The 21,319-nt window shown below is 68.5% G+C and carries 27 protein-coding genes; 5 read left to right on the forward strand and 22 right to left on the reverse strand.

All coding sequences use genetic code 11. The features are described 5' to 3' along the window. Positions 1 to 48: 48 nt before the first annotated feature. The 3 genes from rpsL to QLH51_RS12015 form a co-directional block, all read right to left on the reverse strand. Positions 49 to 420, reverse strand: coding sequence for a 30S ribosomal protein S12 (gene rpsL, locus QLH51_RS12005; RefSeq protein WP_055757399.1), 372 nt, complete (start codon positions 418 to 420; stop codon positions 49 to 51). A gap of 288 nt (positions 421 to 708) precedes the next feature. After that, positions 709 to 981: a hypothetical protein gene (locus QLH51_RS12010; protein ID WP_125659320.1), complete on the reverse strand. Its 273-nt coding sequence runs from the start codon at positions 979 to 981 to the stop codon at positions 709 to 711. A gap of 59 nt (positions 982 to 1,040) precedes the next feature. Beyond that, on the reverse strand, positions 1,041 to 1,472 hold the full coding sequence (locus QLH51_RS12015; RefSeq protein ID WP_164516177.1) for an MAPEG family protein: 432 nt from the start codon (positions 1,470 to 1,472) through the stop codon (positions 1,041 to 1,043). Positions 1,473 to 1,557: 85 nt separating this feature from the next. On the opposite strand from QLH51_RS12015, the gene QLH51_RS12020 reads away from it, so the two are divergent. Together QLH51_RS12020 and QLH51_RS12025 are read left to right on the forward strand one after the other, a co-directional pair. After that, positions 1,558 to 2,013, forward strand: coding sequence for a GFA family protein (locus tag QLH51_RS12020; RefSeq protein ID WP_125659326.1), 456 nt, complete (start codon positions 1,558 to 1,560; stop codon positions 2,011 to 2,013). A 44-nt stretch (positions 2,014 to 2,057) separates the two neighbouring features. After that, positions 2,058 to 2,705 (forward strand): peptidylprolyl isomerase, encoded by a 648-nt coding sequence (locus QLH51_RS12025; RefSeq protein WP_125659329.1) that lies wholly within the window; start codon positions 2,058 to 2,060, stop codon positions 2,703 to 2,705. Between the two features lie 573 nt (positions 2,706 to 3,278). Here the strand turns inward: QLH51_RS12025 and QLH51_RS12030 are convergent. The 5 genes from QLH51_RS12030 to QLH51_RS12050 form a co-directional block, all read right to left on the reverse strand. Beyond that, positions 3,279 to 3,905, reverse strand: coding sequence for a glutathione S-transferase family protein (locus QLH51_RS12030; protein ID WP_125659331.1), 627 nt, complete (start codon positions 3,903 to 3,905; stop codon positions 3,279 to 3,281). Positions 3,906 to 3,951: 46 nt separating this feature from the next. Beyond that, a complete protein-coding gene (locus tag QLH51_RS12035; RefSeq protein ID WP_125659334.1) occupies positions 3,952 to 4,821 on the reverse strand; it encodes a dienelactone hydrolase family protein in 870 nt (289 codons plus the stop codon). A gap of 218 nt (positions 4,822 to 5,039) precedes the next feature. Then, positions 5,040 to 5,699 carry a DUF1013 domain-containing protein gene (locus tag QLH51_RS12040; RefSeq protein ID WP_283514551.1) on the reverse strand — a complete coding sequence of 220 codons (660 nt, stop codon included), beginning with the start codon at positions 5,697 to 5,699 and terminating at the stop codon, positions 5,040 to 5,042. A 107-nt stretch (positions 5,700 to 5,806) separates the two neighbouring features. Continuing rightward, positions 5,807 to 6,073: a hypothetical protein gene (locus tag QLH51_RS12045; protein ID WP_125659339.1), complete on the reverse strand. Its 267-nt coding sequence runs from the start codon at positions 6,071 to 6,073 to the stop codon at positions 5,807 to 5,809. A gap of 77 nt (positions 6,074 to 6,150) precedes the next feature. After that, positions 6,151 to 7,131 (reverse strand): NAD(P)H-quinone oxidoreductase, encoded by a 981-nt coding sequence (locus QLH51_RS12050; RefSeq protein ID WP_125659342.1) that lies wholly within the window; start codon positions 7,129 to 7,131, stop codon positions 6,151 to 6,153. Positions 7,132 to 7,211: 80 nt separating this feature from the next. Between QLH51_RS12050 and QLH51_RS12055 the strand changes: the two genes are divergently transcribed. Both QLH51_RS12055 and clpA read left to right on the forward strand, forming a co-directional pair. Continuing rightward, positions 7,212 to 7,409, forward strand: coding sequence for a DUF1192 domain-containing protein (locus QLH51_RS12055; protein ID WP_125659345.1), 198 nt, complete (start codon positions 7,212 to 7,214; stop codon positions 7,407 to 7,409). Positions 7,410 to 7,519: 110 nt separating this feature from the next. Next, entirely contained in the window at positions 7,520 to 9,838 is a 2,319-nt protein-coding gene (gene clpA, locus QLH51_RS12060) for an ATP-dependent Clp protease ATP-binding subunit ClpA (RefSeq protein WP_125659348.1), read from the forward strand. Between the two features lie 100 nt (positions 9,839 to 9,938). Here clpA and QLH51_RS12065 read toward each other — a convergent pair whose 3' ends face one another. Then, entirely contained in the window at positions 9,939 to 11,285 is a 1,347-nt protein-coding gene (locus tag QLH51_RS12065; RefSeq protein WP_125659351.1) for a S41 family peptidase, read from the reverse strand. Between the two features lie 113 nt (positions 11,286 to 11,398). On the opposite strand from QLH51_RS12065, the gene QLH51_RS12070 reads away from it, so the two are divergent. Beyond that, positions 11,399 to 11,860 (forward strand): Lrp/AsnC family transcriptional regulator, encoded by a 462-nt coding sequence (locus QLH51_RS12070; protein WP_125659354.1) that lies wholly within the window; start codon positions 11,399 to 11,401, stop codon positions 11,858 to 11,860. Positions 11,861 to 11,897: 37 nt separating this feature from the next. On the opposite strand, the gene pal is transcribed toward QLH51_RS12070, so the two are convergent. The 13 genes from pal to ruvC all read right to left on the reverse strand — a co-directional run bounded on the left by pal (position 11,898) and on the right by ruvC (position 21,202). Next, complete coding sequence (gene pal / locus QLH51_RS12075) at positions 11,898 to 12,425, reverse strand: peptidoglycan-associated lipoprotein Pal (RefSeq protein ID WP_125659357.1); 528 nt, start codon at positions 12,423 to 12,425, stop codon at positions 11,898 to 11,900. 75 nt (positions 12,426 to 12,500) lie between these two features. Further along, entirely contained in the window at positions 12,501 to 13,823 is a 1,323-nt protein-coding gene (gene tolB, locus QLH51_RS12080) for a Tol-Pal system beta propeller repeat protein TolB (protein WP_125659360.1), read from the reverse strand. Between the two features lie 13 nt (positions 13,824 to 13,836). Further along, positions 13,837 to 14,850: a cell envelope biogenesis protein TolA gene (locus QLH51_RS12085; RefSeq protein WP_125659363.1), complete on the reverse strand. Its 1,014-nt coding sequence runs from the start codon at positions 14,848 to 14,850 to the stop codon at positions 13,837 to 13,839. A 5-nt stretch (positions 14,851 to 14,855) separates the two neighbouring features. After that, positions 14,856 to 15,287 carry an ExbD/TolR family protein gene (locus tag QLH51_RS12090; RefSeq protein ID WP_125659366.1) on the reverse strand — a complete coding sequence of 144 codons (432 nt, stop codon included), beginning with the start codon at positions 15,285 to 15,287 and terminating at the stop codon, positions 14,856 to 14,858. Positions 15,288 to 15,290: 3 nt separating this feature from the next. Next, entirely contained in the window at positions 15,291 to 15,980 is a 690-nt protein-coding gene (gene tolQ / locus QLH51_RS12095; protein WP_443018833.1) for a protein TolQ, read from the reverse strand. Next, positions 15,980 to 16,438 carry a YbgC/FadM family acyl-CoA thioesterase gene (locus tag QLH51_RS12100; RefSeq protein ID WP_125659372.1) on the reverse strand — a complete coding sequence of 153 codons (459 nt, stop codon included), beginning with the start codon at positions 16,436 to 16,438 and terminating at the stop codon, positions 15,980 to 15,982. Before QLH51_RS12100 ends, tolQ begins: the two co-directional genes overlap by 1 nt. 58 nt (positions 16,439 to 16,496) lie before the next feature. Beyond that, entirely contained in the window at positions 16,497 to 16,949 is a 453-nt protein-coding gene (locus QLH51_RS12105; protein WP_283514549.1) for a hypothetical protein, read from the reverse strand. Positions 16,950 to 16,970: 21 nt separating this feature from the next. Further along, positions 16,971 to 17,294, reverse strand: coding sequence for a biopolymer transporter ExbD (locus QLH51_RS12110; RefSeq protein ID WP_125659378.1), 324 nt, complete (start codon positions 17,292 to 17,294; stop codon positions 16,971 to 16,973). An 11-nt stretch (positions 17,295 to 17,305) separates the two neighbouring features. Then, complete coding sequence (gene ruvB / locus QLH51_RS12115; protein WP_125659381.1) at positions 17,306 to 18,325, reverse strand: Holliday junction branch migration DNA helicase RuvB; 1,020 nt, start codon at positions 18,323 to 18,325, stop codon at positions 17,306 to 17,308. A 53-nt stretch (positions 18,326 to 18,378) separates the two neighbouring features. Continuing rightward, the gene (locus tag QLH51_RS12120) at positions 18,379 to 19,104 is read right to left on the reverse strand and encodes a hypothetical protein (RefSeq protein ID WP_125659384.1); all 726 of its coding nucleotides are present in this window, start codon (positions 19,102 to 19,104) and stop codon (positions 18,379 to 18,381) included. Then, positions 19,101 to 19,880 carry a peptidoglycan-binding protein gene (locus QLH51_RS12125; protein WP_125659387.1) on the reverse strand — a complete coding sequence of 260 codons (780 nt, stop codon included), beginning with the start codon at positions 19,878 to 19,880 and terminating at the stop codon, positions 19,101 to 19,103. The genes QLH51_RS12120 and QLH51_RS12125 overlap by 4 nt, the downstream gene beginning before the upstream one ends. Positions 19,881 to 19,974: 94 nt before the next feature. After that, on the reverse strand, positions 19,975 to 20,574 hold the full coding sequence (gene ruvA / locus QLH51_RS12130) for a Holliday junction branch migration protein RuvA (RefSeq protein WP_125659390.1): 600 nt from the start codon (positions 20,572 to 20,574) through the stop codon (positions 19,975 to 19,977). Positions 20,575 to 20,692: 118 nt separating this feature from the next. Next, a complete protein-coding gene (ruvC, locus tag QLH51_RS12135) occupies positions 20,693 to 21,202 on the reverse strand; it encodes a crossover junction endodeoxyribonuclease RuvC (protein ID WP_055819147.1) in 510 nt (169 codons plus the stop codon). Positions 21,203 to 21,319 lie beyond the last annotated feature (117 nt).

Here is a 21,319-nt window from a genome sequence, read left to right on the forward strand (position 1 = left end):
CTGGGGGTAGGTGGATCTCAGGCCGCGCAGGTCATGCGCGGCGCGGGATCACTTCGGACGCTTGGCGCCGTACTTCGAACGCGACTGGCGGCGATCCTTGACGCCCTGCGTATCGAGCACGCCGCGCAGGACGTGGTAGCGAACGCCGGGAAGATCGCGCACACGACCGCCGCGGATGAGCACGACCGAGTGCTCCTGCAGGTTGTGGCCTTCACCCGGAATGTAGCTGATGACTTCGCGCTGGTTGGTCAGGCGGACCTTGGCCACCTTGCGCAGTGCCGAGTTCGGCTTCTTCGGGGTCGTCGTGTAGACGCGGGTGCAGACACCGCGCTTCTGCGGGTTCTGGTCCATCGCAGGGACCTTCGACTTGGCCTTCTGCGGTTCGCGGCCCTTGCGGACCAGCTGGTTGATCGTCGGCATGAAGCCCTTCACCTTATCTTGCGGTTACTTTGCCGGAGCCGTTCCTGTCAGAAATGCGCAAAGGCCACGTGTGCGAATCGCCACGAGGCCGATGTCTCCAGCAATGTTCAGCTCTTTGCACCCACATGCAGGCCGAAGACGGCTAGGACGCCGACCCAGTGGGACGCGCGGCCTATACCGGCGGCATGCCATCCGGTCAATGGTGCGCGCCGGACGCTGCCCCCCACGCGAAACGGGCGACGGAGCCCTGCCCCGCCGCCCGTCATGACGCGTCAGGTCGCGACCGCGTCAGTTCGCGGTGTTGCCCATCGTGGCGTTCATCCCGTCGGGTGTGTTGCCCATCATCGCATCGCCCGCCGTCGTCACCGAATTGGCTTCGGTCTCCATCGGGTTGATCGGGATCATCTCGTTGCCGACCTCGCCATCGTTGCGGAAGGCGGCGTTGGCATAGACGTCGTTCGACACGACGTTCGCGTCGTTGGTCGTCGTGATCTCCTGCCCCCCGCATGCGCCGAGCAGGGCGAGGAGCGGCAGAGCGGCGGCGGCGGCGAAACGGGTCATGGCAATGTCTCCAGCAACTTGGCCGGTCAACGTCGCAACCCCGCGCCCGTTCCGGTCCGTCAGCGCGCCGAGAAACCGATATCCATCGCAAAGCCGACCCACATCGCCGCCAGCACCGCATGGGAGGCGAGGAACAGCGCGAAGCGTGGCCGCACCCGCCCGGCGACATGGGCGATGCTGTGCGCCGCGCGCAGCGCGACATAGGCCCAGGCGAGCGTCACCTGCGACAGCGTCGCAAGGCCGGTGGAGAGCAGCAGCGGCACCAGCGCGAAGTACAGCACCGGCATCTCGAACAGATTGGCGAGGTTCGCCGCCGGCCGCTCGACCGGACGGAAACAGGCGCGCATCGCATCGCCGTCGACCAAGTCGTCGATGCGCGGGCGCTGACGCCGGATATGCCCGATCCGCGCCTGCATCAGCGTCAGGCTGACGAGGAATATCAGCGCGACCATCGCGAAGGTCGGCCACAGGATCGCCCGCGTCATCATCATCGCCCGCCCCCTTCGTCGTGCCCGCTGTCCGCCGGCCGGCGGCCAGCCTATACCGTAGCCGTCCATCCGCCAACGGAGCGAAGCGATGTCCCCTGCCCTGCCGATCGAAGGTGGCTGCCGCTGCGGTCGCGTCCGCTTGCGTATCGATGCCGCGCCGATGTTCACCATGGCGTGCCATTGCCGCGGGTGCCGGCAAATGACCGGCAGCGCCTTTTCCGCGAACCTCGCCGTGCCGAGCGGGGCGTTGACGGTCACCGGCGAGACGGCGATCGGCGGACTGCACAGCCAACAGATCCGCCATCACCATTGCGACCATTGCAAGAGCTGGCTGTTCACCCGCATCGAACCCGATCCGGGGTTCGTGAATGTCCGGCTGGGCGCGCTCGACACGCCGGACGCGTTTCCGCCGTTCATCGACACGTGGGTGGATGAGGCGCTGCCCTGGGCGACGACGCCGGCGCGGTATCGCTATGCCGGATTTCCGCCGGGCGAGGCGTTCGGCCCGCTGCTGGCGGAATATGCCGCGTTGCATACCGGCTGACGCGGCGCTTCCGCCCGGCGGCCTGGGTCGATAGGAAGCCGCCCATGCGTATCGTGTTCGCCCTGTTGCTGCTCGCCTTCTCCGCGCCGGCCTTCGCCCAGTCCGCCACCCGCCCGACGCCCGGCTATGTCCGCGTGCGGTTCGACACCTCCGTCGGGCCGGTCATCGTCGCGCTGAACATGAAGCGCGCGCCGGCGACGTCGAGGAACTTCCTCGCCTATGTCGACGACGGCAGGTTCGACGGCACCGACTTCTACCGGTCGGCACGCCGCAAGGCCGACCCCAGGCTGGGATTCGTGCAGGGCGGCATCCGTACCGATGCCCGCCGCATCCTGCCCCCCTTCCCGCACGAGCGCACCGACAGGACCGGGGTCAAGCATGTCGACGGCGCGATCTCGATGGCGCGGCGACCGGAGCCCAATTCGGCGGGCGGCAACTTCGTGCTGCTGGTCGGCGCGATGCCGAGCATGGACGCCAAGGGCGACTTCGCCGGCTATGCCGCGTTCGGACGGATCGTCGGCGGCATGGACACGGTCAAGCGCATCCTCGCCAAGGCGACCGGCGGCGGGTCGGACGCGATGAAGGGACAGATGATCCTCGATCCGGTGCGCATCCTTCGCGCCCGGCGGCTCGATGGGAAGCCGCAGCCGACCGGGAGGCCGAAGGTGTGGCTGATCGGCGTGCGGCGGTAGGGGCCGGCTACCGCCTTCGGATCGAGCGCCGCCGAGGCAAACCACCGCCATGTCGGCTGCACGGCTGCCAAGGTCGTCCGTTCCAGCGTCGCCCCGGCGAAGGCAGTAGCCGCCCGAGGCCCGGGTTCAATCCATCCACGTCCTCCCGGCGAAGGCTGGGATCTCCCGATGGCAGCACGCAGCAGGAGTCGACAGAGACCCCAGCCTTCGCTGGGATGACGTTCCCCTTCAGACGAACCGAACTCCACGCGCGCCCTTCCTGCCGGGATATCCCGGCCCGCACCGGGACGACGTTCGGTGCGACGGCGGGCGTTTCGCCGGGGTCGAGATTTTTTCCGCCGCCGACAAGAAACGTCACGCCGGATCACGTCGAGACCTCTGCGAAAGCCCTCGATCCGTACCCCGGCGAAGGCCGGGCCCAGTTGGGGGCATTGGCAAGATACGGGAAAGCCTTTCCAACTGGACCCCGGCCTTCGCCGGGGTACGGCGAGGCGTTGGCTCTGTTCGGGACTTTCGCAGAGGTCTCGATCAAGTACGGGGTGACGATCGAACGGGTCGATCGGTCGCGCCACCTCACCCCGCCGCCTGCATCTCCGCCATCGCCGCGTCGTCCAGCGCACTGGCCCGCACATGCGCCGGCCGATCCGCCAGCCGCGCGATATAGGCCATGAACGCATCCTGCTTCGGCAGCGTACCGAACTGCGTGCCCCACATCAGGTGCGATCCGACATAGACGTCGGCGGCGGTGAAGCGGTCGCCGGCGATATAGGGATGCGCCGATACCGCCGCTTCGAGGGTGGAGACGACCCGGTCGTAATCGCCATAGCCGACCATCCGCTGCTGGTCGTCGCTCGGGTTCACGCCCAGCGACCGGTTGGTGATCGCATGTTCCAGCGGCCCGGCGGCAAAGAACATCCAGCGATGATAATCGGCGCGCTCGCTGTCGGTCGGGGCAAGGCCGGCGTCCGGAAACGCCTCCGCCAGATAGGCGCAGACGGCGGCGCATTCGGTGACGACCCGGCCGTCATGGACGATCGCCGGCACCTTGCCCATCGGGTTGATCGCCAGATACGCGTCGTCCTTCATCGTCCCGCCATAGCCAAGCATCTCGACGTCGTACGGGACGCCGACCTCCTCCAGCATCCAGCGGGCGATCCGCCCCCGCGACATCGGGTTGGTATAAAGCGTCAGGCCGGTCATCTCGCATCTCCCCTTCGATTCGTTGGAACGAAGGTGGAACATCTACCTATTTCGCGTCAAGTTCGTGACGCAGAAGCGCGATGGTCCGATCCCACGACAGCTTCGCCGCCGCGGCATCGTAGCGCATGGCCGAGGTGTCGTTGTTGAACGCATGGTCGACGCCCGGATAGACATGGGTGATCGCGGTCTTGCCCGCCTTGCGCAGCGCATCACCCCAAGGCAGCGCGGTCGCGTTCACCCGCGCGTCCTTTTCCGCCAGTTGCAGCATCAGCGCGGCACGGACCTTGACCGCTTCCGCTGGATCGGGGGCCGGGCCGTAATAGCTGACCCCGGCAGTCAACAGCGGATCGGCCACCGCCAGCCGGTTGACGAACGCCCCGCCCCAGCAAAAGCCGACGATGCCGGTGCGCAACCCCTTGCGCTCGCCCCGCGCCCTGGCGAGGAACGCCTTGGCCTGCGCCAGCGCCACGTCGTAATCGATCGTGCCGATCATCGCGCGCGCCTTGTCCTCGTCCGCCGGCGTGCCGCCCTGCGGCGCCAGCAGGTCGGGCGCGATGGCGCGGAAGCCGGCCAGCGCGACGCGGCGGGCGATATCCTCGATATGGCGGGTCAGCCCGCGATTCTCGTGAATCACCAGTACCAGCGGCAGCGCGCGGCCACCCTTGGGCGCGGCGAAATAGGCGGTGGCCGGTCGGCCCGCCTCGGTCCCGCTGGTCTTTGCCGTGTCGAGCCGGGAGTCGTCGGGCGCGACCTGCTGCGCGGCGGCGGGCGAGGCGGCGATGCCAGCAATCAGAGCCTCGGCGGCCGCGGCCGATCCAGCGAGCGCGACCATTTCGGCCATGAACGCGCGCCGGTCGCGATGTTCGTGGGTGAAGGCATCGTAGAGCGCGATCGCGCGGGCACGAAGGTCGGACATGGCTGGGCACTCCCGTGAAGCGAACCCAGCCTAAGCCTTTACGTCCAATACGCAAACAGCCCGGATTTTCTCAAGGCCAGTTCATCCGTCGAACCGAACGTCATCCCGGCGAAGGCCGCGATCTCCCGGTGGCAGCACGGGGCAGGAACCGCTTGGACGCCCCGGCCTTCGCCGGGGCGACGTTTCACGATCGATGGATCAACCCTGGGTAGAACCGATCAGCGCTTGAACGGGTCGAAGAACGCCGAGGGCTCGGCCGTTTCGCCGCGTTCGGCCAGTTCGGCGTCGCGCGCCGCCTGGGTCCGTTCGTTGCGCAGTTGTTCGATCAGCGCCTCGCGGTCGCCCTCCAGCCGGGTATCGGTCGGCGCCTCGATGCCGGCCGCCTTCGCCGCCTTGCCGACCAGCGCGTCCAGCTCGCGCTGCGAGCACAGGCCCAGCGTCACCGGGTCCTTCGGCGTGATGTTGCCGATGTTCCAATGGGTGCGGTCGCGGATCGCGGCGATGGTGGTGCGGGTGGTGCCGATCAGCTTGCCGATCGCGCCGTCCGAGATTTCCGGGTGGTTGCGGATGATCCACGCGATGCCGTCGGGCTTGTCCTGCCGCTTGCTGACCGGGGTGTAGCGCGGACCCTTGGTCCGGCGGACCTGTTCGGGCCCCTTCATCATCACCAGGCGATAGTCGGGGTTCTTCTGCCCCTTCTCGATCTCGTCCATCGTCAGTTCGTGCGCGCGCACCGGATCGCGACCGGTCAGCTTGGTCGCGGCGGTATCGTCGGCGATCGCCTGCACTTCGAGGACGTGCAGGCCGCAGAAGTCGGCGATCTGCGGAAAGGACAAGGCGGTGTTGTCGACCAGCCAGGAAGCGGTCGCGTGCGGCATCAGCGGCTGGGCCACGACGGGTCTCCGAAATAGAAAGGGCCGCCCAAACCGGGCGGCCACGTTGCCCCCGATGTAGTCCGGGCGGCCGAACTAGGCAAGACCGCCGTTCAGCGCGGGCAAAGGTCGTACAGCCGCACCCGCTCGCTGCGCGTCATCCCCTCGCGCAGCTTCCACAATCGCGCGCAGTCGGCCTCGTGCCTGCGCTGTGCGGTGGTCCGCGGCGGATCGCCGCGCCGGAGCCGCGCCGCGTCGCGCTCGGCATAGCCGCGGGCGGTGGCCGACAAGATCTGCCCCTGTGCGGTCGCTACCGGGTCGGTCTGCGCATGCGCCGGGACCGCGACTGCCAATGCCAGCGTGAAAAGGGTCGTTCGCATGGATCGCCTCCTTTGCAGGTCGACGGCCGGTCTATCGTCCGCCGACCCCGGATGCAGCCCGGCGGCGATGAAACGCCCTATGCCAGCGTCAGCACGATCTTGCCGACATGGTCGCCCGCTTCCATCCGGCGATGCGCGTCGGCGGCCTGTTCCAGTGGAAAGGTGCGGTCGATGACCGGACGCAACCGTCCGCCCGCGACATGCGGCCAGACGGTGCGCGACAGTTCGTCGGCGACCATTTCCTTGAACGCCGCATCGCGCGGGCGCAGCGTCGATCCGGTCAGCGTCAGGCGGCGGCGCATGATATCCCAGAGCGGCACGGTGGCGCTCGCCCCGCCCTGCACCGCGATCGATACGTGACGGCCATCCTCGGCAAGGCATTTGATGTTGCGCGCCACATAGTCGCCGCCGACCATGTCGAGCACGACGCTGACCCCCTTGCCGCCGGTGATTTCGCGCACGCGATCGACGAAATCCTCGGTACGGTAGTTGATCGCGTGGGCGGCGCCCAGTTCCAGCGCCGCGCGAGCCTTCGCATCGCTGCCGACGGTGACGATCACTTCCAGCGCGAACAGCTTGCCCAGCAGGATCGCCATCGTACCGATGCCGCTGGTGCCGCCATGGACCAGCACGCTGTCGCCCTCGGCCGCATAGCCGCGTTCGAACAGGTTGGTCCACACGGTGAACAGCGTTTCGGGCAGCGCCGCCGCCTCGACCATCGACAGCCCGTCGGGAACCGGCAGGCACTGGCCGGCCGAAACGACCGCATAGTCGGCATAGCCGCCCCCGGAGAGCAGCGCGCAGACCGACTGGCCGATCAGATGCGCGTCGGCATCGTCGCCGACCGCGACGACCTGTCCCGCGACCTCGAGGCCGGGGATCGACGGCGCGCCTGGCGGCGGCGGATAGCCCCCGGTGCGTTGCAGCACGTCGGGCCGGTTGACGCCGGCGGCGGCGACGCGGATCAGCACCTCGCCCGCGCGTGGCCGCGGCGTCGGCCGTTCGACGACCGTCAACACTTCCGGACCGCCCGCTTCGGCCGGATCGATTGCACGCATTGCCGCTGGTACGTCCATGTGGCCTTTCCCCCTGCGGCGGCGTTATTGACATCGCCGGCGGCAGGGTCAACGCTACATCCATGGAACCCGACGAAAATGTTAACCATGTTCGTGGCAACCTGCTCGCCATGGTGCTTGCCGAGGATCTGGACCCGCTGTCGGTCGACGAACTGACGAAGCGTATCGCCGCGCTGGAGGGCGAGATCGCCCGGTGCCGCGCGCGAATCGACCATGCGCACAGCCACCGGGCCAGCGCCGACGCGCTGTTCCGGTCATGAGATGTTCCGCCCCGCTTGATGCCGGGCGGCCGCATACCGACATTGGTGGAGACCCGGGATACCGGGACGCAGGGCCGGCGCGTTCTCGCCGGCCGACCGGAGTGAACTGAATGCCATCCTTCGCATCCGCACTGGAATCCACGCTGCACAAGGCGCTCGAGGCCGCATCCTCGCGCCGGCACGAATATGCGACCCTCGAACATCTCCTGTTCGCGCTGACCGACGACGCCGACGCGGCCAAGGTGATGACCGGCTGCGGCGTCGACCTCGACGAGCTGCGCGCGACCGTCGCCCATTATCTCGACACCGAACTCGACACGTTCAAGCTGGACGCCGCGACCGATCCGTCGCCGACCAGCAGCTTCCAGCGGGTCGTGCAGCGCGCGATCCTGCACGTGCAGTCGTCGGGCCGCGACGAGGTGACCGGCGCCAACGTGCTGGTCGCGATGTTCAGCGAGCGCGAGACCTATGCCGTTTATTTCCTGCAGCAGCAGGACATGAGCCGCCTCGACGCGGTCAGCTTCATCAGCCACGGCGTCGGCAAGGGCGGATCGACCGCTACCGAAACCCCCGCGCCCAAGGGTGCCGAGGAAAAGGAAGCGCCCAAGTCGTCCGACAAGGGCAAGGGCGAAAGCGCGCTCAAGCAGTTCTGCGTCGATCTGAACGAGAAGGCGAAGGTCGGCAAGGTCGACCCGCTGATAGGGCGTTCGGCCGAGGTCGACCGCACGGTGCAGATCCTGTGCCGCCGCTCGAAGAACAACCCGCTCTATGTGGGTGACCCCGGCGTCGGCAAGACCGCGATCGCCGAGGGCCTCGCGCGCAAGATCGTCGAGGGCGATGTGCCCGAAGTGCTGCTGCCCGCGGTCATCTATTCGCTCGACATGGGCGCGTTGCTGGCCGGCACCCGCTATCGCGGCGATTTCGAGGAGCGGCTCAAGCAGGTCGTGACCGAACTGGAGAAGCTGCCGCACGCGGTCCTCTTCATCGATGAGATCCACACGGTGATCGGCGCTGGTGCCACCAGCGGCGGGGCGATGGATGCGTCGAACCTGCTCAAGCCCGCGCTGTCGGGCGGACAGATCCGTTGCATCGGATCGACGACCTACAAGGAGTTCCGCAACCACTTCGAGAAGGATCGCGCGCTGCTGCGCCGGTTCCAGAAGATCGACGTGAACGAACCCTCGGTCGAGGATACGATCAAGATCCTGACCGGGCTGCGCAGCGCGTTCGAGGAGCATCACAAGGTCAAATACACCCCCGATTCGATCAAGTCGGCGGTGGAATTGTCGGCGCGCTACATCAACGACCGCAAGCTGCCCGACAAGGCGATCGACGTGATCGACGAGGTCGGTGCGATGCAGATGCTGGTGCCCGCGCCCAAGCGGAAGAAGACGATCACCGCCAAGGAGATCGAACAGGTCATCGCGACGATGGCGCGCATCCCGCCCAAGACGGTGTCGACCGACGATACGCGCGTCCTCGCCAATCTCGAACTCGACCTCAAGCGGGTGGTGTTCGGGCAGGACGACGCGATCAAGGCGCTGTCCTCGGCGATCAAGCTGTCGCGCGCCGGCCTGCGCGATCCCGACAAGCCGATCGGCAACTATCTGTTCACCGGCCCGACCGGCGTCGGCAAGACCGAGGTCGCGCGCCAGCTGTCGGAGATCATGGGCATTCCGCTCCAGCGGTTCGACATGTCCGAATATATGGAGCGCCATTCGGTCAGCCGGCTGATCGGTGCGCCCCCGGGCTATGTCGGGTACGACCAGGGCGGGTTGCTGACCGATGCGATCGACCAGCAGCCGCATTGCGTCCTGCTGCTTGACGAAATCGAGAAGGCGCATCCCGACCTGTTCAACATCCTGTTGCAGGTGATGGACAACGGCAAGCTGACCGATCACCACGGCAAGACCGTCGATTTCCGCAACGTCATCCTCATCATGACGACCAATGCGGGCGCGTCGGACATGGCCAAGGAATCGATCGGCTTCGGCCAGATCGACCGCGAGGACGTGCAGGAGGAAGCGGTGAAGAAGCTCTTCACCCCCGAATTCCGCAACCGCCTCGATGCGATCGTGCCGTTCGGCTATCTGCCGCCGGAAGTCGTGGCGCGGGTGGTGGACAAGTTCATCCTCCAGCTCGAACTGCAGCTGGCCGATCGCGGCGTCCATATCCGCCTGAACGAGGAAGCGAAGACGTGGCTGACCGAAAAGGGCTATGACAAGCTCTACGGCGCGCGTCCGATGGGCCGCCTGATCCAGGACAAGATCAAGCAGCAGCTGGCCGAGGAACTGCTGTTCGGCAAGCTGGTCCATGGCGGCGAGGTAAACGTCACGCTCAAGGACAATGCGCTGGCGTTCGAGATGACGCCCGCAGCGCCCAAGAAGCCGCGCAAGGGCGGCAAGGCGAAGGCACCGGCGGAAGCCTGAACGCGACACCGCCCCGCAGAGCGATCTACGGGGCGGTGTTCGTTTCCGGAACGTCGCCCCGGCGAAGGCCGGGGCCGCACGCGGCTCCTGCGGCGTGCTGTTACCGGGAGCTCCCGGCCTTCGCCGGGATGACGTCAGGTGAGGACGGAAAAGCCGGCGCCTGGAGCCCCGCGCTGCGTTCCGCCCGCTCGACCGATCCGTCGATCCGCTCGACCTCCAGCGCGACGATGCGACCGCCCTGTTCCACGAAGCGGAAGCGGGACAGCGGATCGTCCTCGGGCGCCATGACGTTCGCCTCGACCGGAACGAGCACCGACGCCGGCCGCCATCCGCGGCTGGTCGTCAGGCGATCGCCGCGCACCACCAGTTTCCGATCGCCATAGACGCCGGCATAGTCGGCGACCGGATGCGCCGGCCTTACGCCCTTCGCAGCCGCGCCGTAGAAGGCGGCGATACGTTCGTCCTCGGCACGTTCTGCGGCCGGAGCCTTTGCCGCAATCGCGGTCATCGCCGCCGCCCTGGCCGCGACCAGCGCCTGATCGGCCGGGACGGCGATGGCGGGCGTGACGCCGACCGCTTCCCAATCCTTGCCGGTCTTGAGGCTGATCGCCCGCCCGCTGGACACGCTCAGCACATAGCTCTTGCCCACCGGCAGCAGATCGTTGCGGAAACCGGCGCCCGCGGTACGCTCCCCCACCAGCGTCCCGAAGCCCAGCGCCGACACGTGCGTCGCGAACTCCTCCGCCGCCGACGCCGTGCCGCCGCTGGTCAGGACATAGAGCGGCTTGCCGGCAAGGCTGAACGGCGCCTTGGGTGCGGCAGTCGCCTCGCCCGGCTTGCCGCGCATCTCGAACCGCATCAGCGGCGTGCCGGCGGGTACGAAATAGCTCGCGAGCGCCGCGACCGCTTCCGGCGAACCGCCGCCATTGCGACGGAGGTCGATGATACAGGCATCCCCTCCGCGCAGAAACTGCATCGCGCCGGCGATCGCCGCCTCCGCTTCGGGCGTGCCCCACGCAAAGCCTTCATAGGCGATCATGCGGATATTTCCCGGTAGCAACTCCATGCTGCGCACGCCGCCATTATGGCGTGCGATCATCCGCGCCATGCCCGGCGGCATCTTCGCATCGTCGTCGGGAAGCGGCCGGTCGCCCAGCATCGCGGCCAGTTTCGGATCATATTTCAGCCCCAGATGCTTGTCCGCGGTCACCTTCGCCATGTCGGCATTGACCCGGTCGGCGAGCGCCTGCCCGGCCAGGCCGCGATAGCGATCGGACGAAGCCAGCGCCGTGCCCAGCTTCGCCGCGACATCGGGCAGGACATAGCGTTCGGCGATCGCCCGCCGGGTCGCCGCCACGACGGCGGCCGGATCGTCGCTGACCGTCTGCGCGGCCGCGCCCCCGGCCATGGCGATCGGCAACAAGATGGCGATGATCGAACGACGCATATTCCCTCCCGAAATCGAACCGCCTTATCGCTTGGCGACCCCGCCCGATTTCGGCAAAGTTGGTGGGGGCGGTGCCGAAAACCGGCAGCGCACAGGGGAGAAACGGGGACGGAATGCGCGCGCTGGACCGGCATGATCGCGAACTGCTGTACTGGCTGCAACGCGACGCGCTGCGCACCGCCGACGATCTGGCGCGCGACGTCGCGCTGTCGCCATCGGCGATCACCCGCCGCGTGCGCCGGATGCGCGAGGACGGGACGATCGTCGCCGACGTATCGATCGTGTCCGATGCCATCGGGCCGTTCCTGTCGGCGCTGGTCGACATCCAGCTCGATCGCCACGCGCTGCCGCATATCGACGCGTTGCTACGCCGGCTGCATGCGGACCCGCAGGTGCAGGCGATCTTCGAGATTACCGGGGTGTTCGACCTGACCCTGATGGTCGTGGTCGCCGACATGACGGCCTATAACCGCTTCGCCGACGCGATGCTGGCGAACGACCCGGTGGTCCGCCGCTATGAAACCCGCTTCGTCAAGAAGCGGCGCAAATGGTCGGCGGCCCGGCCGCTCGACTGAACGGCGGCGATGCACCGGGCACCGCCGCCGATACCGATTACTGCAACACCACCGTCACCGCGCGACGGTTCTGCGCCCAGGCGGCTTCGTCCGATCCCAGCGCCAGCGGGCGTTCCTTGCCATAGCTGATCGTCGTGATCCGCGACGGCGAAATGCCACGCGTCGCAAGGTAGCTGCTCGCGGCATTGGCGCGACGGTCGCCCAGCGCGAGGTTGTATTCGCGGGTGCCGCGTTCGTCGGCATGCCCCTCGATCGTAACGCGGACATTGGGATAGCGCGTCAGCCACTGCGCCTGGCTGTCGAGTATCTGCCGCGCGGTCGCGTCGATATCATACTGGTCGAGGCCGAAGTTGATCGTATCGCTGGCGACCGACTGCTGGAAATCGGCGCGCGATCCCGGCACCACGCCGTTCGTGCCGGTCCCCGTGCCCGTGCCGCCGGTCCCGGCATTGGGATCGACCGTCTGGCCCGGTGCCGGCGGCAGGACCGCCGGGCGCTTCTTGGCACAGCCGGCAGTCGCCAGCAGGCCGACGGCGACGAACAGCGTCGCGGAAATCTTGGTCATCATAAACCTCCCTTGGTCGTTGCGCCTCCCGCTACAATGCCCCTGTAGCGGAAATGGCCCCCGTTGGCGAAAGCGTCAGGGGCGCAGCGGCCCCCAGCTCGGGTCCGACCCGTCGAGCGCGGTCGGGATGCGGCGGATGTTCGAGCCCGTCAGGTCGACCGACCAGATCTGTGCGCGGCCCGACCCCTGCGCGCTGCGGAAGAAGGTGAGCACGCGGCCGTTGGGCGACCAGCTCGGCCCTTCGTCACCCCAGGCGTCGGACAGCAGCTTCTCACCGCCGCCGCTGGGCGACATGATGCCGATACGGAACGTGCCGCCGCCCTGCCGGGTAAAGGCGATCAGGTCGCCGCGCGGGCTCCACACCGGCGTCGCATAGCGCCCGCCGCCGAAACTGATCCGCTGCTGGTTCGATCCGTCGGCGTTCATGACGTAGAGCTGCTGCGATCCCGAACGGTCGCTTTCGAACACGATCTTCGATCCGTCGGGCGAATAGCTGCCGCCGGTGTCGATGCCCGGCGCGTTGGTCAGCCGCTGCGGACTGCCGCCGCCGGCGGGCACGCGGTAGATGTCGGTATTGCCGGCCTGCGCCATCGAGAACAGCACATAGCGGCCATCGGGCGAGAAGCGCGGCGCGAAGGTCAGCGACGCATTCTGCACCAGCAGCCGCGACCGCCCGCTGCCTTCGTCGAGGACATAGATCGCCGGGCGCTCGTTCGCGTACGACATGTAGACGATCGACTGCTGGTTCGGTGCGAAGCGCGGGGTCAGCACGATCGACTGGCCGTTGGTCAGGAACCGGTGGTTGGCCCCGTCCTGGTCCATGATCGCCAGCCGCTTGGTCCGGTTGCCCTTTGGCCCCGTCTCGCTGACATAGACGATGCGGCTGTCGAAATAGGCCCCCTCGCCCGACAGGCGGGTATAGACCGCATCGGCGCATTTATGCGCGGCGCGGCGCCATTCGGACGGTGCGACGTTGAACCCCTGCCGCGTCAGTTCGGTGCGCCCGAAGGTGTCGTACAGATAGCAGCCGATGGTCAGCGTGCCGTTCGCCTCGGCGCGGACATAGCCCTGCACCAGCGCCTGCGCGCCGCTCCACGCGGCATAATCGGGCGCCTGCACCTGCGCCATCGCGACGGCGGGCAGGCCGGCGGGACCGGCGGGCTTGAACAGCCCCGAATTGCGCAGGTCGGTCGCGACGATCTCCGCCAGCTGCCGCCCCAGCGCATCGGTCGCCCCGGCGGGGGTCGACGCGACCTGCGGCGTCGGCATCACCGGTACCGCGATCGGCAGCGGTTCGGAAATCCCGCCCTCGATATCCACCTCGACCTGCGCGAACGCGGCGGGCGCGGCGAGCAGGCTGGCGAGCACCGCCCCCAATGCCATCGTGACTTTACGCATACATCCCCTCCGGTCAGCCGGGCAGCTTGTAGTTGATGATGATGTCCTTCCAGCCGCCTTCGTACAGGTCGGCGGGCAGTTCGTAGGGCGCGCACTGGATCAGCGCGGCGATCGCCAGTTCGGAAACGCGCTGCGCATAGCGGCGGTTCTCGTCGTCGATCCCGGTCTGGCCGCGCAGTTCGGGTTTGGCGGCGAAGGTGCCGTCAGCGCGCATCTGCAACCGGACCTTCGAGCGGATCTGGTTCGCGCCGGGCCCCGGATTGGGAATCTTGTTGGCGCAGGGCTGTACCTGCCGCTGGATCGCGCTGGCGAGACCAGCGACCGACTGGGTGCTGACCGCCGTGCCGCGCGGCGCGGTTGCCTTGCCCGGTGCGGGAGTATCGGCGATCCCCTTCAGGAAGTCGTTGCCGAGCCGCCCGCCGCGCGGACGCTGCGTCGTCGCCTGCGCATTGCCGCCCTCGCCGCGGGTCGCGGCGGGCTTCGTTGCCGGCCGGGCGGGCGCGGCGGCGGGTCTGGCAGGCGCGGCCCTGGGCGGTGCCTTGGCGACCGCCGTCGGGCGGGCCGGTGCCAGGCGCGCCTGTTGCCGCGCCGGAGCGGGCTTCGGTTCGGGTTTGGGCGCAGGCGCCGGCCGGGGCGCGGGTCTGACGACCGGTCTCGGCACGGGTTTGGGCGCGGGAGCCGGCCTGGGCGCAGGCTTGGGTTCGGGCCGGGGCGCCGGTTGCGGACGCGGCGCAGGGGCGGGCGGCGCGGGTTCGGGTTCCGGCGCGGGTTCGGGCTCGCTGACCGGTTCGCTCGGCGCGGCATCCTCCGGCGCGCCGGTTTCGGGCGCCTGGCTGATCGCGGGCGCGTCGGTCTGCTGCGGCGCGCTCTGTTCGGCGGCGACGTCCTCGGCAAAGCTGACGTCCATCGGCTTCGACTCGAGCTTCAACGGGTTCGGCGTCGCGAGAAACCCGACCGACAACAGCCCGAACAGGACGGCATGTCCTGCCAGCGCCACGCCCAGCCCGATCTTCTCCGCCTTCTGCATGGGGCTTACTGCGCCACGCTGATGAGCGACACGCGGTTCAGCCCGGCGCGGTTCAGTTCGCCCAGCACGGCATTGACCCGGCCATAGTCGAGGCTGCGGTCGGCGCGCAGCATCACCTGCCGCGGTTCGGTCGCGCCGGCACCCGCCGCCGCGATCTTTTCCAGTTCGCCCGGCAGGTTGTCGGCCGACACCTCGACGTCGTCGAGATAGGTCCGCCCGTCGGCATCCATCGACAGCGTCACCGGCTGCTGCGCCTGCTCGACCGCCTTGGCCCGGCTGTCGGGCAGGTTGACCGGCACGCCCGCGGTCATCAGCGGCGCGGTGACCATGAAGATGATGAGCAGCACCAGCATCACGTCGACCAGCGGCGTGACGTTGATCTCCGCCATCGGCGCCCGACGCCCTTTTCCCTTTGCCGACGGCAGGTTGATGCCCATTGCTCAGACGCCTTCGAGCTGGCGCGAGAGCGTCGCATGGAACGCGTCGGCAAAACGGTTCAGCCGCGCCTCGATCCGGTTCACGCCGTGGCTGAAGCGGTTATAGGCGATGACCGCCGGGATCGCCGCGAACAGCCCGATGGCGGTGGCGAACAGCGCCTCGGCGATGCCCGGCGCGACGACGGCCAGCGACGTGTTCTGTTCCGATGCGATCGCGGTGAACGAGCGCATGATGCCCCATACCGTCCCGAACAGCCCGACGAACGGCGCGACCGATCCGACCGTGGCCAGCACGTTCAGCCGGTCGGCCAGCGTCTCGCTCTCGTCCGCCACGCTCGACGCCATCGCGGTGGCAAGGCGTTCGCGGGTGCCGTCGCGGTCGATCTGCTTCGACGCGGTCGAACGACGCCATTCGCGCACCCCCGACGAGAATACGCGGGCGATGGCAGTGTCGCGCGATCCCTGCAACCGGTGGAACGCGTCGATATCCTCGGCCTGTTCGAACTCGACCTCGAACCGGTCGATGTCGCGGCGCACCTTGCGCGCGCGTACCAGGAAGCCGACGATGATCGCCCAGGTCCAGACGCTGGCGGCGAGCAGCCCCAGCATCACCGCCTTCACCACCCAGTCCGCTGCCAGGAAGAGCGCGACCGGCGACATCGTCGCGGCGTCGGTGTTCACGAAAACGTCCATCATGCCCCTTTATCGGTTGCGACCAGCGCGGTGAACGTCTGGGTCCACACCGCCGGCTGGCGACGCGGCCGCCCGGACGGAGCCACGAAAGCGACCTCCACCCGTGCCGACGCCAATAGAAGATCGTCGCGGATGACTCTCTGCTGAATATCGACCGCCGCGGCACGGACCCGCTCGACGGTGCTGACCACGACCAGTGCGTCGTTCAGCCTGGCCGGCGCCCGCCAGTCGAGCTGCATCGAGCGCACGGCATAGGCTCCCTCGCCCGCTTCGTGCGCCGCACGCTGGTCGATCCCGGCCAGCATCAGCATGTCGCTGCGCGCGCGTTCGAAATAACGAAGATAGTTCGCGTGATAGACGACGCCCGACAGGTCGGTGTCCTCGAAATAGATCCGGACGGGAAAGCGATGCGTACCGCCGACGAAGCGGCCGCCGGCCGGCTGGTCGGGGTCGGTCATGCGTCCGCTTTAACCATCGCGGGCAGCGGGGGAAAGGGGTGGTGGCATCCGCGGCCGATCACAGCTCATGCCAGAAGAGGAACAGCCGGACCCGGCCGGCACCGGCAGGAGCCACCCCGACATTGACCACCTCTCCGCCGTCGTTCCAGCGGCGCTGGATCGTGCGCAGCCCCGGTGCCCGGCGCGGTGCCCAGCCGGCGGCATCGGGACCGAGCATCGCATTGGCCTCCGCCGAGAAGGGCGGCGCGGCGGGATCGCGTGCCGCCAGCCGCGTCGCGATCGGGCGCCACGCCGCCTCGGGCAACACCGCGACGATCCGGGCATTGTCGTCCAGCCCACGCTCCATCGTGGCATGTTCGATGACCGCGCTGTCGGGCAAGGGGAGCCCGATCCGCCCGAGGATCGTCCTGCCGCGCGCCGCCGTTTCCTGCTCGCCTTCGAACACGACCGTCGGCGGCTTGCATCCTGCAACCGCCGCCAGCATCAGCGTCGCTGCAACAGCGCCGACCATATGAGGGAACGGGGCCATCGTTCAGCCCGCCGGTGGTTCGGCGACGAAGCTGACCCTCTGGAAACCGGCCGATTGCGCCAGATACAGGATGCCACCGAAAACGCGGTACGGCGTCTCCGTCCTGCCCGTGACATCGACGACGACCGGGCGATCCTTGTCCGGCATCGCGTTCAGCGCGGCGGCGAACCGCTCCTGTTCGTCGGGTAGCACGAACGACTGCGAACCGATCGTCACGCGCGCCGTCGCATCCGCTGCCATCGCAACCTCGATCCGCAGCGGCGTTTCGGCCGAAACCGGGGCAGCCATCAGGCCCGGTGCCGCCGACGACAGCAATCCGCGTTTCATTCCCGTCTCCCTCAATCGAACAGCGAATCCTGCGACCCCGCCGGCGGCTCGAACCCCAGATGCTTCCACCCGCCCGCATTCAGGCAGCGCCCCCGCGCGGTGCGGGCGATCATGCCGATCTGGATCAGGTACGGCTCGATCACTTCCTCGATCGTATCGCGCGGTTCGCTGAGGCCCGCCGCCAGCGTCTCCACCCCCACCGGGCCGCCACGATAGACGTCGGCGATCATCATCAGGTAGCGGCGATCCATCGCGTCGAGGCCCTTGGCATCGACCTCCAGCCGGTTGAGCGCGGCATCGGCGGTGCGGGCATCGACGATGTCGACGCCGGCGACATTGGCGAAGTCGCGCACCCGCCGCAGCAGCCGCCCGGCGATGCGCGGCGTGCCCCGCGCGCGCCGGGCCACTTCGGTCGCGCCGTCGGTCGCGATGCCGAGGCCGAGCAGGCCAGCGGCGCGGGTGACGACGCGGGTCAGTTCGTCGACGGTGTAGAATTGCAGCCGGACCGGAATGCCGAACCGGTCGCGCAAGGGCGTGGTCAGCAACCCCTGCCGCGTCGTCGCGCCGACCAGCGTGAAGCGCGGCAGGTCGATGCGGACGCTGCGCGCCGACGGCCCCTCGCCGATCATCAGGTCGAGCGCACGGTCCTCCATCGCCGGGTACAGCACTTCCTCGACCGCAGGATTCAGGCGATGGATCTCGTCGATGAACAGGACGTCGCCGTCCTCCAGATTGGTCAGCAGCGCAGCGAGGTCGCCCGACTTGGCGATGACCGGGCCGGACGTGGCGCGGAACCCCACGCCCATCTCGCGCGCGACGATCTGCGCCAGCGTGGTCTTGCCGAGGCCGGGGGGTCCGAAGAACAGCACATGGTCGAGCACGTCGCCGCGCCCGCGCGCGGCATCGATGAACACGCGCAGATTCTCGCGCGCCGCCTGCTGCCCGACGAATTCGTCGAGCGCCTTGGGCCGCAGCGCGGCGTCGACATCGTCGGGTCGGCGGATCGGGGTGGTGATACGGTCGTCGGTCACGCCCGTTCCCTAGCTCTTCGCGCGGGAGCGGTCGAGACGCTTTGCTGTCGCCGCTAAAGCCGCAGGTCGCGCGGGCGGAGCGAGACGTTGCCGTCCGCGTCGATCAACTGCGCATCGCACCGCAGCTTGCGACCCGAAACGAAGCGCGGGTTGCGACAGCGCGGCACCGACTGCACCCGCTTGAGGTCGCCCGCGCGGTAGACGGTGGTGCGATAGACATATCGATCGGCGACCTGCTCGATCGCGCAGGCGATCGCGATCAGGTCGCCCTCTCGAGCGACCTCGGGGTCGGTGCAGTCGCGCTCGATCGGGCGGCGACGGCCCGCCACATCGTCCACGGCCATACGCAACCCCTCGCGCGGATCGTTCGGGGTGGGCAGGTAATATGGACGCAGCAACAGTCCGGCGCGCACCTTGCTGACGATATCGCCGCCGTCGAAATTGACTGGTTCACTGCGCATCGCGGCAAAGCTCGGATCGACGGCGGGCAGCCCCAGCGCGGCGACGCTGCGCGGCTTGGCGGCGCAGCGCTTGATATAGGCACCGGGAGCGCGCGCACCGCTTCCCGGCCGCGCGGCAAGGACGTACATGCCAGGCTTCATGCCGACGCAATCGTCGGTCGCGATCACGCGGGCACCGGGCGCGCGCTTCGCCGATGCCGCGCCGACCAGCGCGATCGGATCGGCGGCGGTCTGGAGGATCAGCCAGTCGCCGCCGATATCCTGCGCGCCCGCCGCCCCTGCGCAGACCAGTAACGATGCCGCCAGAAGCCTCTTCATAGACCGCTTTCCCGTTTCACCGCTGCTAGTTCCGAGTTCTGCCGACCCTGAAGATGCGCCCAGTCGCGGAACGACGCCCAGTCGCCGCCCCACACCAGACCCTGCCCCTTGCCAATCCGGCCGAGCGCCTTGAAGAACTTGTGGCAATCCGGCTCGTTCCATGCCCAGCGCTCGTCTACCAGATCGACGGCCCATGCATTGGGCACGCCTTGCGGCGTCTGTGCATTGTGGAAGCTGAACCTGACCTTGGTGACACCACGCCGGAAAAGTTCCTGCTGCTTGGCGACCGATCGCCACCCGAACACGATCCTGGGGCGGAACCCTTCGGCCTTGAGCAGGCGGATCACCTCGACGATCTTTCGGCGGAACCCGGATTCGAGGCTGGTGAGCTTCTTTTCCTGCGACCATTGCTCGCTGTCCCCGATCCAGTCGCCGCCAACCGTCTGTGCGGGGGGCGGGGATGCCACCGGGCGACGCGGTGCGGGCGACACCGGGCGTGGCGCGGGCCTCGCCCCGGCGGGCGGAGCGGCGGGAGCAGCGCGCGCGGCGGGACCGTTCAACCGGCCGAGCGTCCGCCCGCCCGGATCGACCCGCCCGTCGGGCCGGGTAAGGAAGCGCTGCTGAAAGCCGAAGATCGCCCGGATGGTCAGCGGACCGGCGATACCGTCGATGGGGCCGGGCGCGCCCCCTGCCTGTCGCAGAAGAAGCTGCACCTTGCGGACGTCGTCGGATCGATTGATCCCCTGTCGTCCCATGCTCGCCGAAATAGCGGTCATCGCCACCTCCATCTCAGATCGTTGCGACGACAACATAAATCGGTACAGGCCACCGGGGCAAGCCGATCCGCCGCGTCCACCGCACGGCCCGCCTTCAGCGCGACGCCTTGCGCAGCGCCAGCCGGACCAGCGCGTCGAGGCTCGTCCCCGGCCCCAGTTCCTCCGCCGCCTTGCCGACCGCGGTCGCCGCTTCGGCGGGGCGGAAGCCGAGGTTGAGCAGCGCCGATACCGCGTCGCCCTCCACCCCGTCGCCGCCGGCCGCCGGCGCGACCGCGCCGGGGCCGATGGCGATGCCGCCGACCTTGTCCTTCAATTCCATCGCGATGCGTTGCGCCAGTTTCGGGCCGACGCCGTTGGCACGCGCGATGCTGGCCTTGTCGCCGCGCGCGATCGCGGTGCGGACCTCGTCGGGCGACAACGTCGAGAGAATGCCGAGCGCCACCCGTGCGCCGACGCCCTGCACCCCGGTCAGCAGGCGGAACCAGTCGCGCTCGTCCGCACTGGCGAAACCGACCAGCCGGATGAAGTCCTCGGCGACCAGCATCTCGGTGTGGATCGTGACGCTGCCACCGACCGGCCCCAGTGCCTGCAACGTCCGCGACGACGCGCCGACCAGATAGCCGACCCCGTTCACGTCGATGACGGCGTGATCGATGCCGGAAACGGACAGCGTGCCTTTGAGGTGGGCGATCATGCGCGATTTCTCTCGATAAGCCGAATCCCCGCGCAGGCGGGGATCCAGGGCGACAATCCACGCCGGTTCTGTTTGGCTCTGGATTCCCGCCTGCGCGGGGATAGGAACGCCGCCGCGATCACGCCCCGATCCCTGTCGACCGCCTCGCCCGCGCATGGGCGCTGGCGAGGTGATGGGCATGGGTGATCGCCACCGCCAGCGCGTCCGCCGCATCCGGGCCGGACAGCTTCACGCCGGGCAGCAGATGGCCGACCATCGCCTGGATCTGTTTCTTGTCCGCGCCGCCGGTGCCGACCACCGCCTTCTTGACGATGCTCGGATGATATTCGCCGATCGCAAGGCCGGCGGTCGAGGCGGAGAGCAGGACGACGCCGCGCGCCTGCCCCAGCTTCAGCGTCGATTGCGCGTTGCTGTTGCCCAGCACCTCCTCGACCGCCGCGCCATCGGGGCGTTCGGTGCGGATTACTTCGCCCAGCGCGCCGAACAGCAGCGCGAGGCGGCGGGGGAGCTGCATCGACGGGTCAGTACGGATCTGGCCGTTGGCGATGTGCGACAGGCGGTTGCCATCGGCGCGGATCATGCCCCAGCCGGTGGTGCCGAGGCCCGGATCGAGGCCAAGGATCAGCACGTTCGGTATCCTCCCCGGAACGGGGAGGGGGACCGCCGCGAAGCGGTGGTGGAGGGGGAGCCCCACACAACGCAGCGCTCGCGGCAGCCCCCCCCCACCAGCTTCGCTGGTCCCCCT

Source organism: Sphingomonas sp. 2R-10 (assembly GCF_030062225.1).
Taxonomy (GTDB): domain Bacteria; phylum Pseudomonadota; class Alphaproteobacteria; order Sphingomonadales; family Sphingomonadaceae; genus Sphingomonas.